We start from the raw sequence: 13,945 nt of genomic DNA, 5'->3' as shown, positions 1-13,945 counted from the left end.
GTCTTGTCTTCATTGTTTAAATATTCGGCTACGAAAACTTTAAAAACTTCATCCCTTATATCGTCTATTTCATGTCTATAACGAGATGGGTAAGTAACTAAACTATATTTTTTTAGAAATTCCTGATTTTTATCAAAATATTGTTGATTATAGAAATTATCCTTCACTTTAAGTAATGCTTTCTCTAAATGTCCCCATCCACCTAACATCTCACTTATAATTTCAAATACTATTACAAGAGATATTTTATCCTTCGATAAAACTATGCCTCTATTAATTTTAACATACCTTTCTATTGATAATATAAAAGTATTGCTCTTAAAAAGACTTCTTAAGTTAATAGTTCTATTCTTTGATAAAATCTTCAAAACCGCTGATAATAAATGCACTACCAAATCTTGTTTAACTATCTCTTCTTTTGATGAATTTATAAATACTGATTGATCTATAATAGCAGTAATTTTCTGTGTTAAATACTTGAAATTATCATAGATAAAAGGCTTCACAGAATAGAACTTATCCATATACCCCGAAAAGTCAACACCTACTCCATATTTATGTGCATAGATCTTACGGATATTCTCTATATCACAGACAAAAACAACCTTGTCAAAACCAAACTTATTCTCTCCTGTTATTGAATGTGTATGAGCAGAAAAGATATTAAACAACCTAAAGATATGGTCAGGGTCTAAACGATCTAAATCATCTATAACTAATACTGTCTTATTCGTTCTCTTCTTACCTTCTTCTTTAGTTATTTTATCCTGATCTGGTAATACATCCCCTTTTAATCTATCAACCAAATTAAAGATAAACTGTGAAGTCGCATCCATTTCATAAGGACTACCTTTCTTACTTTCGAATGTTTCTAAAAAGCCAAATACATCACTTGACTCGTCTATATTTATTTCCTTACTATATTCTTTAAAGTCCTTTACTAAAGGTTTTACTACTTCGATAAACTTTGCTACAGGTTTACCGATTGTCTCATGAAGAGAAATAATATGCAAAAACAAAGGCATTAAATCTGCCTTATTCTGCATAAACATGGACATACGCAACCAAAAGTCAAAGTCTACTTTTGCTAAAGCTATTTCTTCATTATGATGCGCCATCAGCTCATACAGAATATCAAACTTGATTAACTCAAATATATCCTCATTAGCAGATACAGCATAGTTTACTGGATACAGTCTTATAAAGCGATATTCATCTTTATACTTATCTTCAAAGTCATTAATAAATGTAGACTTCCCTGCCCCAAAAGGAGCAGTGAATAATATGCGTTGGTTAAACTCTAAATCAAGGTGTTCTTTAAACTCCGTTATAATAGAGTCGTTAGGTATTTTTATACTTTCTTTTTGTGTCATAATCTTCTATTTCTCTTCCATCCACATCTTATTAATTCCATGAATCTAATTGCATGTTAGACGGAAGTATTCCGTCTATACTGATGTAACGAATATATTAATTTAAGAATCTACTATTTCCTCTCCTTCACATAATCCCCTAACATTCTCTCACTTGGTACATAACCTAACTCTTTATTCTTCTCTAATAACAAAGTTGCCAGTTTAAAGAAATCATGAGGTGTAGTACTCCACAGTGACAATGTATCGATCATCGCCTCCATATCTTTAGTTTTAGACATACGAGAGTCAGCACCGCGTGTACCACTACTTATGCTACTCAGCTCTTTACCTGTTAGCATAATAGTTTTTAGCTCTAAGATCACACTTCGTTGCTCTCCTTTAGGCAGTAAACTAAGTAAAAGTGATTGAATACCATTATAAAACAAATCATACGATTTCTCTGGATCTTGTAAAGTATCTTCTTCCAAAAGGGCTGTCCAACGAGAATCCTCTTTGTCTTGTCCAATTTCTATCAATAGTGCTTCCGAATTACCTTTTTGTGCCTCTGTAATGCGTTTCGCAGTAGAGATTAACTCTTCTATCTTCTTTTTTTCTATTCCCATAGCCAACTGATTAAGCTGTTAGTATATTTAATTTCTTTTTCATTTCTTGCACAGCAGCATCGATACTCTTCTTACCTATAGCATCGAATATGATTGGCTTAATAGCAGCTGCCGAATTTGGCAAATACTTAGCAAAACGGGGGAAATCCCTCGTCTGAGTTGCTCTATCTGCACAATCTAAGTAAACGCCGTATAACATCGAAGGATGCATATCTAACCCCTTTGCTAATTTATTAATCTTAATTGGGTTATTTATTAGCTGTTGTAGCATCGGCATTTTATCCTTACTCACAAACACCTCACGAGCAAAAGCATCGGCATTGTCCTCTGATACAAACAAATCTTTATTCTCCATATCTGATATGTGGTAACTCGCTGTCTTGAGGTAATCGTAATCTTCTAATACGTGATAAAGTTCATGTAGCAGAGTAAACCACAATTTATAATACTGTTTTCCCATATCGGTAATCACGATACAAGGCTTATCATTTACAATCATACTTACCCCAAAAGCCTTAGTTTTGCTCAAATAAGATTGCACAATGACAGTAATCCCCAATTGAAAAAGAACATACTGAGCCTGACTAAAACCATCTTTAACATCATTCGTCAGTGTCTTGATTCGTTTCAAAAACTCAATCAATAGCTCTCTATTATATTCATTTGGATTGTCAATTCTACTGAAACTTAAGAGATTAGATTTAATCCAAAAATCTTGTGCTTTTTGTTCTTTACTGGGTCTAACACTCATCTTAGACTTACTAAATAAAGGAGTTTTAATAGATTGGTCACCATATTCTGTGATATGATTATAACCAAAATAAGTACACAATTCTTTATCTATCGTACTATAGTCTGTAGTGCTACTGATAACCTTATTCGCTTTTAATTCTGCTAAATCAAAATGTTCTAAAAGAAAAGATACCTTAGTTGTAAAATCAAAGTACGCACCACTTTCCTCTTTCACTTGTCTCTCAAAGCTATGCACTAAAGTATCTTGACTAATATTCAACAGTTTTGATATCTTGATTGCTATACTCATCTTCATATCCTCCCCTTCAAGAATAGATCGAAGTGTTTTCCTATTAATATCTAAAATAGTTGCTAAGCCTAACTCAGACAGATTATTTTCTTCTATATAACCACTGAGCATCTCGGCAATCGACAACCCCTGATACCTATCGTCTTTAAAATTACCCTTTACAATTCTCATAACATGTCCATTTTAGGACAAAAATACAAAATAATTTTATATAAAACAAAAACCATTGTCCCAAAAAGGACAATGGTTTGCAAAATAATTCATTTAATAACTAATATTCTTACAGAAATCCGTAAACACCTCTATTATTTGAGTAAAGTGGTTTGTCGGAAATACCGACAGACCACTGTTCAAAGTTTTTAAAATTGAGTATCGTTTATTTGTTTGACAGTTTACGATTAACCGACAAAGAGTTTTCCCTATTTAGACTGCTGAGGACGATAAGACAATTACAAAGTTCGAAGCAAAACTACTTATAAGAATTAGACACGATATCGGTAGTCAATACCAAGCTGATAGGGGGGGTGTTCGGAGATAGTGGGAGGATGATTCGGAGAAACGCCTTCATTCCCAGTAAATACCGTACATTGTCGCACCAATATCCGAACAAAAGCCGCTGCATCAAATTAGTTAAATCAACGAAAGTAAGGCTATTACTGGTTTCAGTGGTAGTTATGTTTCAATAACGAAGGGGTGAAATAAGCTGATTTTGGCTTATTTATGTCGGTTTTTACCAAGTAGAAAAAAAGGGAAGATACAACCAAAGAAATGTGTTATATCCAAAATTTGGATACACTACTTCTAACGAAGTTAATTGCAAAATCATTGAATAAAGTTACAATAAAAAAATTGGCTTAGGAATTAAGCCAATTTTTGAATAGAGGCGCCTTCTCACGACTCACAATAATTTCTCTATCGGGATCATTTACAAGTACTACTTTTAATTTTCCATTAAAGTAATTGTGGATACTCCCTATGCTGTCAATGTGTAAAATATGTTGTCTATTTGCCCTAAAAAAAACGGTAGAGTCAAGTTCTTCTTCTAATTCATCCATCGTTTGACTTACAATCATTTCAGACTTATCACTTAAACACAAATGCGTAATTTTTTGTTCTGAATAAATAAAATCTACGTCCTCTACCTTTACGGTTTTAAATCCATCTTTGTAAGGTATCAAAAAACGAGAGCGATGCGTGACCTCTTTCTTGTGTAGATGTCCCAGGATATCCTTGATAGAATCAGTAAATGACGGGACAACTTGTCTTGACTTGAACTTGTTCAAGGCTCTCTCTAGATCTTCCTCTTGTACGGGTTTCATGATATAGTCAATGCTGTTGACTTTAAACGCTTTTAGCGCGTACTCATCGTAGGAAGTAGTAAAAATAACTGGTACTTGAATATCTATCTCCTCAAATATTTCGAAACACAAACCATCTTCTAATCGAATATCCATAAATATCAAATCAGGAGCTTCTGACTGTTTTAACCACGCTACACTCTCCTTCACACTTTCCAGTACGGTAATAACCTCTATTTGACTATCTATACTTTGCAATAAACGAGTTAATTTATTTGCATTTCTAATTTCATCTTCAATAATTAATGCCCTCATACTATCCTTTTTTACTTTGCCTGTCTGTTTAATAACAGAGGCAATTTTACTTTAAAATAAACTTCTGTTTGCTCTACAATCACTTTAGCCTCACTGAGCAGTCTATAGCGATCATCAATATTGCTCAATCCTACTTTCGAAGAAGGAATAGAAACCACCAAGGGCTGTATATTGTTCTCAACGATTACAAAATTGCCATCAATGTAAATATCTATCACTAATGGACATTCTTTTGATGCTCTATTGTGCTTTACAGCATTTTCAACCAATAGTTGCAGTGAGATTGGTGCAACATAAAACTGCTGACTAAGTTCTTTATCTATATTAATGTGCAATTGCACCTTTGCTCCCATTCGCTCGTGAATCAAATAAAAATATGATTCGACAAAAGTCAATTCCTCCTTTAGGCTAACCACGTTCTTTCGTATGTTGGATAACATATAGCGGTAAACTAAAGACAAATTATCGATAAATTTGATAGCTATAGCCTGATCTTCAACCACCAACTCAGAAAGCGTGCTAAAGTTGTTAAACAAAAAATGAGGATCTAACTGCATGCGCAAAGATTCAAGTTCAGCTTGACTGGCGATGCGCTCAAGCTTTTCGGCTTTTAGTTGTAGCTCAGCCGCTTTCATCATAGAATCCCTCCAATTCTTTATCAAGAAATACCCTGTGTGAACTGCACTGATAAAAATAGCCGTATTAATGCTGATAATCAAAGATTGCCACAAGTCAATTTTGTCCTCTAAAGCCAAACCGTTACTTCTATCTATAGGTATCCAGACCAAAAAAGCCAAATTAATCCCGAAGTACACGATAAATATCAAGCCTATTAGAGCCAGTACTTGTACAATGGCACGAAGAGCCGCCGACTTATCCCAGGGGATCCACTTATTAAGTACTCTACTTACCCATAAGCTAATCTCCGTAATAATAGCACAATAGGCTATCAAAAAGAGAATCGATTCAAATATCTCGCTTTCTCCCTCTATGTAATACCACTCTGGATCGTAAGGATTCAAAAGAAAGTGAGAAAATAGGTATAGAACTAATACCAAAGGAATCACCATCAAACGATAGTGTTTGATGAACATGGATTCTTCAACTTTCTTGTTCTTAGCCATTGTTTCTATTTTGATACAAAAATAATAGTTGTTTGGCTTTAATCATACAAAACTTTAACTCAAACTGAAATTTCACAAGATGAAACGTAAAAATAAGCCGCCAAAATACAAAGTAATTTTAACTTATAAGCCAAACGTACAATTATCCAGTGACAGTATATACTTTCTCCTACTAAAAAACAGATAAACTTCTCTTTATCAAATAGTTTGTATTTTACTGCGATAAGCACGCCTTCTCATCTTGGGGTATAGGGTAAGAAAAAAGAGCCATCACTTTTAGCAATGGCTCTACTTAAACCTAGAACACTTTTAACAAAACCTATGAAGAAATTTCTGATTTGAAAGTGGATAGAGGGAGCCGCCCTCTATCCGACAAACCAAAACAAAAAATTACAATTTGTAATTAATTCTTTCTTGTAAATACAAAAACCTTTCCATTTTTAAAATCAATAGATAATAAATTGCCTTTTTTCAACTTCTCAAGTAAAAAAATAATACCCAAAACGCATAAAACTACCTTGTAAACAAACACTACAGATCACAAAAACAACTAATAATCAAGGCTTAAAGCAAGTATTCTAATCTAACTCTAATACTACATTAAATTTCTTTAATGCTGAAAAACAAGTATTTATATATTTTATTTTTGCTTTTGAGAAACAACAGTTGCTATGAATATCTTATTAATTGAAGACGAAGTAAGCGTATCGAACTTCATTCGCAAAGGCCTTGAAGAAAGCCAACACTGTGTGACCTTAGCCTATGAAGGTACAATGGGGTTAAAACTTGCCATGGAACAGGAGTTTGATTTAATTATCATGGATGTCATACTGCCTAATATGAATGGTTTTGAAATCTGTCACCACGTAAAAAAATACAAATCAGACATCCCTATTCTGATGTTGACAGCTTTATCAACTATTAAAGATAAAATCAACGGTTTTAACCAAGGAGCAGATGACTACTTGACAAAACCTTTTCACTTTGAAGAACTGCTGGTGAGAATTAAAGCTATCACAAGAAGAAGTCAAATGGCTATGACTACCTTGAGTTATACAGCAAGAGATCTAAAAATGGATTGCTATAAGAAAATAGTAACTCGTGGAGATACAGAAATTAGCCTTACCCAAAAAGAGTACACCTTATTGGAATACTTTTTGGTTAATAAAAACAGAGTTTTAACCAGAACTCAGATAGCAGAAGCTGTTTGGGGAATTGGTTTCAACAGAGGAACAAATCTAATAGATGTATATGTCAATTACCTGAGAACTAAGATAGACAGGGACTTCCCTACAGCTTTAATTCACACGGTTATCGGAATGGGATATATACTTAAAGACGCCGATTAAAAATGAAAATACGCACCCGTTTATCCTTGCAATTTCTTGGGTTATTTGCCATTTTACTTCTTGGAGTATTAGCGACAATCTATATGCTTGTCTCCTCTCATTGGCAAAACAACTTTTTTCGCCAATTAGAAGAACGCGCATTTACTGTTGGGCATAACTACTTAGCAGAAGACAATTTTACAACCGAACAATACAGTGAAGTCTTGATGAAGTTTCCGCGTACACTTCCCCAAGAGCAAATTAGGATATACAATGCTGAAGATTACTCTCCTACTTTTATCCAAGAAGGACAACTTAAATGGGACAGAGCAACCTTAGAAACGATTAATGACAAACACAAACTTTACATTAAAAACGCAGATGAGTACATCGTTGGAATTTACTATAAGGATAACGAAGGCAATTTTATAATCATTGCAAAAGCCAGGGATGAAGTGGGGACAGCAGCCCTAAGCCAATTGCAAACAGTCATGTTAATTAGCTTAATCATCGCGCTATTAATCACTTTTTTCTTATCGCGTTTGTTTGCCCAATACCTCCTTGCCCCCATTACCAATATCATTAATCACATCCAGGATAAAAATGTACAGACCCTCGAAAGACCCATTCCAACAGAGGATATGTCTAAAGATGAGATTCACACCCTTAGTATCACTATCAATTCCCTGTTCAAACGCTTACACGAAACCTTCGAAAACCAACAAGCTTTCGTCTCCCATGCCTCTCATGAACTAAAGACACCTATTGCCTCTGTACTTGGCAATGCAGAAATAACCCTGCGTCAGAAAAGAGATACACAAGAGTATCAACAAGTCCTTCAAGGTATTGTCAAAGATGCCATACACATGGATAAGATTATTAGCAATCTGCTGGCTCTATCGCAAATAGACAGTAGCGTATATCCACTAAACAAAGTCTGTTTTGAAGAATTTTGGTGGTCCACCATAGATCACTTAATTGCTCATAAGACGGATATAAATATCAACCTTTCTATTCACACCAAAGAAGACTTACACAACTTATACTTTCAAGGAAATAGTCAATTATTAGAATTAGCCATTTCTAATATCATCTTGAATGCTGATAAATTTTCGAGTAATAAAACTATTGATCTAACCTTGCATACAACCCCTACCCATATTGTCATAACAGTAAAAGACTACGGAATAGGAATTAAGAAAGAAGACTTAGATAAACTGACTTTACCCTTCTTTCGCTCAAGCAACGCCTTTGGAATTAAGGGAACGGGATTAGGTTTATCTCTTTCCTCAAAAATTATAAACCTACACAAAGGCGATATGAAGATAGAATCTCAGTTAAACCACTATACGATAGTGACAATTTCGGTGCCGCTTATAAAAAGAGATTAAAACTTTTTAATCTCTTTTTAATCACTCTCTAAAGTCTTCTTTAATTCCCTCTAATTAGGTGCGCGTAAGTTTGCCAAGTATGAATCGAAATACTTATAAGACTTATTATATGCGTAGAATTAAAACAACTTTATGGATCGCTATACTGTGCATTGGGTTACAGAGCCCTATCTATGCTAATGACCAGCGAAAGCCTATTTTGGTTAGAGATGCAGAAACCCAGTTACCTCTTGTAGGGGTTACTATTGAAGACATCACTCACAACCAATATTTGTTCACCACGGAAGATGGAACCTTCCAAATCGCTGATCAGAACACGGATGAAGTAAAACTTAGAATTACTTATTTGGGTTATTTAACCAAAGAGATAACCTTATCAGATAACAATATACCAACCATTATAGACTTGGATGTAGAGGATAATCTCTTAGAGGGTATTATCATCACAGGATACACCAAACAATCCAAAGCAAGAACAACAGGATCAGTCGGAAAAATAGCGGCAGCAAGTATCAATAAGGTACAAGTAAGCTCTATGGATCAAGCGTTGCAAGGACAAGTTCCAGGCTTATACGTTGCCTCTCCTTCTGGTCAACCCGGAACACCTGGTCGCGTAACTATAAGGGGAATAGGCTCTTTACAAGACGAGCAAACAACGCCGCTGTACATTCTAAATGGCATGCCTATCTCGGCAGCTACCTTCACTGCGCTAAACCCTGATGACTTTGAAGACTTAACTGTCCTCAAAGATGCTGCAGCTACGGCACAATATGGTTCAAGAGGTGCCAATGGAGTCATTGTCATTACAACTAAACGCGGAGATCGCGAAAGTGATTCTATGCGAGTAACCTACCAAACGCAATACGGATTCTCCAATGTCAACAATTCTAAATGGGACATGATGAATACAGACCAGCGCCTGCAATTTGAAGAAATGTTACAAGACCAAGATATGCCAGGCTGGGCATACTCAAGACAAAATCCCTATAAAATAGTCAACGCTCAAGAAGTGCTGAAAACAGAACAAGATTATATTGAAGGAGATCAAAAATTAGCTGCACTGAGAAACACAAATACCAATTGGCGAAAAAAGTTGATGCGAAAAGGCATTACACAATCACATAATCTAACTTTCGATGGGGGAAACAGCAATACACAACACTACACTTCTTTAAACTACTACAAACAAGAAGGTGTACTGTACAATTCAGGCATTGAAAAATTCAATGTCAATAGCAATATACACCATCAATCTGGAAGATTTAATTCCAACTTTTTTATCAACCTTGCCAATATCAATAGTCAAGTGTCTGAATCGGACTTTGACGTAAGTGAAACAAATCCTGTTGCGTCACTTTACTTTGCCTTGCCCTATGAAAATCCTTATGATCAATATGGCAATCTAACTCCTGGAGTGAATCGATTTGGAACCAATGCCTTGCAAATGTACCAAGATGTAAAGAGAAAGGAGAAACAACAAAGAGGAGTCTTGGCAGGAAACTTTAGTTTCGAGCTAACAGATGACTTAAAGTTAACCAGTACAATAGGTGTTGACTACTCCAAAATAGCCAATACTCATATTATAAAACCAGATACATACTTTGGAGATTTGGTCGAAGAAGGCGGCAAGGGAATGTTTAGTCAAGGAGATCAAACCAATATAGGTCTGATGGCCAACTTCGGGGTTAACTATAAATACCGCTGGGATGCACATGAAATCGAAACGATGGCTTTGGTAGAGATCAATAGACAGAAGTACAACTACCATGGATTCACTGGTTATGGTCTAATAGATGGGTTAGATCACACCGCAGGAGGTATAACTCCTGGTACTCCAGAGAATGACTTTATTCCCAAAGTAAGTGGTAGCGCTACAGAGAATCTATTACTCTCCCAGTTAGCACTGGTCAGATACTCGTTTGAAAACCGATTTACATTTTCGGGTAGTATTAGACGCGACGGTTCATCACGTGTTCCTTCAAATAATCGCTACAAATACTTCTATGCTTTTGGAGCAAGCTGGAATATCAAACAAGAAAGTTTCCTTGAAGATATTGATGTACTCTCTATGGCAAGAATTCGCACGAGCTATGGTCTAACGGGAAATGCCAATGGATTTGCCAGTGATTTTGGATATAGACGTCTATACGGACCTGGACAATACAATGGGCAAACAAGTCTGGTACCCACAACACCCGGTAACCCTCATTACAACTGGGAGATGAATAGAATATTGGACATAGGTGTAGAATTTGGTTTATTCAAAAATCGCTTAGTCGGTGAGATTGACTTCTACAACCGAATTACCAGCGACTTGTTTATAGACAGAAGCCTATCGATGACCTCTGGATTTGAATCCATATCAGACAATATGGGAAAGATTAGAAATCGAGGGATAGAAATCCGCCTTTCAGGAGATCTTATCAAAGAGTCAGATTGGAATGTGAATATAGGAGTAAACTTTGCCTACAATAAGAACAAAATATTAAGCTTAGGAGAGGAAGATGAAATAATCACAGAGGACTACTCTATTCATCAAGTGGGTAAACCGTTGGGATACTTCTACATGGTGCGATGGGCAGGTGTAGATTCACAAACGGGCGCTGCTCAATATTTAGACAAACAGGGCAATATCACAACAACCTATGATCCTGATAATGCCGTATTGGTCAAAGGCTCCTATGACCCAGCCATCAAAGGAGGATTCACTACTAACATTAGATATAAGAACATAGAAGTAAGTGCTTTGTTCTCTTTCATTCACGGTATGTATAGACTCAATACGGGAGAGTTTTATCGCACTGCAGCTGATCCAAATTACCGCATATACAACCAATCTACTTCCATGTTAGATATGTGGCAAAAGCCAGGGGATCAAAGTAAAAATCCAGGGGCCAACTATGCTCGATATATGACTGATAGAGAACTTCAAAGAGCAGACTACGTCAAACTTCGAAACTTGACTGTTAACTATAAGTTCAAAGACTTTGGAAGGTACAATAAGTTTATCAAAGAAATCAATGTATTTGCACAAGGTCAAAATTTAGTTACATGGACCAAATGGAAAGGACAAGATCCAGAAGACGACAACAATTGGTACGAATATGAATATCCCCTACCTCGTACTTTCACAGCAGGGGTAAGAGTTATTTTCTAATACATACACAAAAATAAAAATGAAAAACACCTATAAATTATTTGCACAATCTATATTGAGTTTACTGTCTCTACTAACATTTACAAGTTGTGACAAGATGCTTGATATAGATTCAAAGGACAATGTAGATTCAGAGCACATCTTCAAGTCTGTCAAGAATTTTGAATATGCTGTATTGGGAACCTATGCAGATTTACACTTAGAATACAGTGCGTTGATTGGTTCCATATTAGCTGATGAATGTAAACTATCGCCTGAGAATAATGGCGTTGATGGATATGGAGTTAATCTACATCGATGGACTTACTCCTCAGATGACGAAATACTTTCCGAAATATGGAGCAATTACTACAATCACATTTACCGCATCAACAATTTACTAATCAATGCCCATAAAGTACCTGTAGAAAGAGCGTCAGATCAAGCAGCTTTGAACTCAATGCTTGCTGAGTTACACGGTCTTCGCGCCTTAATTCACTTTGAACTGCACAGAATTTTCGGCCCTGGGGATTATCAATCCAAACAAGCCCTAACCATTCCTTATATCACGACAACAGATGTTTTCTACAAACCTGGTAAAATTACGCTACAAACGTTCTATGATAACTTGTGGTCAGATATAGATCAAACTGATCAACTAACCCATTCGACCAACAACAGACTAAGCGAAAGTGCTATTGCTGCACTATCTGCAAGAATAGCTTTATATGAAAGAGATTACCTAAAAGCTATACATTACAGTAGTTGGATAATTGAACATCAAGCTTTGGCTAATGTAAAAAACTATGCAAACATCTGGACAGATAGCAATGAAGATGAGGTTCTCTTTAAACTAAAGAGAAACGCCCAGGACAAAGTCAGACCCAATACCTTATGGTATAACTATGCCACAGGTAAGACCTTGTTCTACAGCTCTGAAAAAATAAGGGAATCCTACGATCAAAATGATGTGAGAAACACTTGTTTTCTTGGACAAGAAAACAACAAATACATTGTCAAATACGGAGGAAATCAAAGCAATAATAGAATAAACGACTATAAGGTTTTCCGAACAAGTGAAGCTTATCTTATTCGCGCCGAAGCTTATTTAGCAACTGGTCAATCTGACAAGGCGCTAAGTGATGTCAACACAATTTTGACAAACAGATACCTAAGTAAAAAGCAAATAGAATCAATCAATCAGAAAGTAATTGAACAACAACGCTTACTTGAATTTGCCTATGAAGGGCATCGCTACTTTGATTTAAAAAGATTGGGAAAAGATATTCAACGCAACCAAAACGACTTAGTAAGTCCCATGGATTCCAACCTATTGAGCAATAGTGATGAGCACTACCTATTGCCTATTCCACAAAAAGAAATACAAGCGAATCCAAATTTAAAGTAATTGAATTTTTCATTATATAGTGATTGGGGATTGATCAGCAATGGTCAATCCCTTTTTTTGAATAGTTACTTTGAATCAGATTACCAATGCGGTAGTGAAAATAAATAGCAGACCCCCGCCTGCTATTTATAGAAACAAACTAACCATATTACTTGCTTAACATTGAAAAACACCCATAGTACAAGTAATATAAACATTAATTCCCCAATTAATGTATTGTAAGTGCTTACGCATGGACATCAATGGCTTGGCGCAGTTCACGTATAATTTCTTCCTTTAAAGCTACTGGCTCTTCAATTTTTACAGCTTTGCCAAACTTTAAAATTATTTGTTTTAAATCGTCATTCGGTCTAACCATTAAATTCACTCTAAGTCGACCATTCTGCTGCTCCTCTATCACTTCTTGGGAATGGTGCAATGGAAGGGATTCTAAATAGTGCTTGTGATTTCTATCAAATGACAATACAATCTTTTGTAACTCTTCTTCTACAAGGTGCAACCCTATCACTTCAGAATACTGTAAGCGAATCTTTTCTACATTGTCTCTAAACCTATCCTTAGTCATCGAAATATCAGTCATTCTCTCAAGATCAAAACACTTCAACTCTTTGTCTTCTTTGGTAACCACAAACCACGTTCCATGATGTTGCTTAAAGAACAAAGGAGAAACTAAATGTTCTTCTTCTTTGTTCTCATACAAAGTATGATAGGTAAATTTAACCTTGTAATTCCTTAACATAGCTCTAAATAGCAACTGAATTAACTCAATAGGAACTGTTCCTGCTCTATCAGAAAACTCAACATATGGTGTAATAGAGGTTCTCTTTTTGGGTGTGGTAGCTAAAATATCAGCCGTAACCGCATTCTTTAAACAATTGAGAACTATTTCAGTTTCTACTTGATATTTTGTTGGGATATAATATCC

General features: G+C 35.6%; 10 protein-coding genes. 4 read left to right on the top strand and 6 right to left on the bottom strand.

The window, feature by feature from the left end:
- From GOQ24_RS05115 to GOQ24_RS05095, 5 genes are all read right to left on the bottom strand, one after another.
- Nucleotides 1-1,373: P-loop NTPase fold protein (locus GOQ24_RS05115; protein WP_160339243.1), on the bottom strand; the 1,373-nt coding region annotated here is incomplete at its 3' end.
- A gap of 113 nt (nucleotides 1,374-1,486) precedes the next feature.
- Nucleotides 1,487-1,978: a hypothetical protein gene (locus GOQ24_RS05110; protein WP_160339242.1), complete on the bottom strand. Its 492-nt coding sequence runs from the start codon at nucleotides 1,976-1,978 to the stop codon at nucleotides 1,487-1,489.
- A 10-nt stretch (nucleotides 1,979-1,988) separates the two neighbouring features.
- Complete coding sequence (locus GOQ24_RS05105; RefSeq protein WP_160339241.1) at nucleotides 1,989-3,191, bottom strand: ImmA/IrrE family metallo-endopeptidase; 1,203 nt, start codon at nucleotides 3,189-3,191, stop codon at nucleotides 1,989-1,991.
- A 683-nt stretch (nucleotides 3,192-3,874) separates the two neighbouring features.
- On the bottom strand, nucleotides 3,875-4,633 hold the full coding sequence (locus tag GOQ24_RS05100; protein ID WP_155092225.1) for a LytR/AlgR family response regulator transcription factor: 759 nt from the start codon (nucleotides 4,631-4,633) through the stop codon (nucleotides 3,875-3,877).
- Nucleotides 4,634-4,644: 11 nt separating this feature from the next.
- A complete protein-coding gene (locus tag GOQ24_RS05095) occupies nucleotides 4,645-5,757 on the bottom strand; it encodes a sensor histidine kinase (protein WP_230381520.1) in 1,113 nt (370 codons plus the stop codon).
- A 671-nt stretch (nucleotides 5,758-6,428) separates the two neighbouring features.
- Between GOQ24_RS05095 and GOQ24_RS05090 the strand changes: the two genes are divergently transcribed.
- From GOQ24_RS05090 to GOQ24_RS05075, 4 genes are all read left to right on the top strand, one after another.
- The gene (locus GOQ24_RS05090) at nucleotides 6,429-7,106 is read left to right on the top strand and encodes a response regulator transcription factor (protein WP_160339240.1); all 678 of its coding nucleotides are present in this window, start codon (nucleotides 6,429-6,431) and stop codon (nucleotides 7,104-7,106) included.
- Nucleotides 7,107-7,108: 2 nt separating this feature from the next.
- Nucleotides 7,109-8,476, top strand: a complete 1,368-nt coding sequence (locus GOQ24_RS05085) for a sensor histidine kinase (protein WP_160339239.1) — start codon at nucleotides 7,109-7,111, stop codon at nucleotides 8,474-8,476.
- A gap of 79 nt (nucleotides 8,477-8,555) precedes the next feature.
- Complete coding sequence (locus tag GOQ24_RS05080) at nucleotides 8,556-11,633, top strand: SusC/RagA family TonB-linked outer membrane protein (RefSeq protein ID WP_243731247.1); 3,078 nt, start codon at nucleotides 8,556-8,558, stop codon at nucleotides 11,631-11,633.
- Between the two features lie 97 nt (nucleotides 11,634-11,730).
- Entirely contained in the window at nucleotides 11,731-13,020 is a 1,290-nt protein-coding gene (locus GOQ24_RS05075) for a RagB/SusD family nutrient uptake outer membrane protein (protein WP_243731246.1), read from the top strand.
- 226 nt (nucleotides 13,021-13,246) lie between these two features.
- On the opposite strand, the gene GOQ24_RS05070 is transcribed toward GOQ24_RS05075, so the two are convergent.
- Nucleotides 13,247-13,945 (bottom strand): WYL domain-containing protein (locus tag GOQ24_RS05070; protein ID WP_160339238.1); only part of this gene is annotated, 699 nt, incomplete at its 5' end.

It is taken from the genome of Myroides sp. LoEW2-1, from assembly GCF_009767705.1.
Taxonomy (GTDB): Bacteria; Bacteroidota; Bacteroidia; order Flavobacteriales; family Flavobacteriaceae; genus Flavobacterium; species Flavobacterium album_A.
This window is presented reverse-complemented; position numbering and strand designations above follow the sequence as displayed.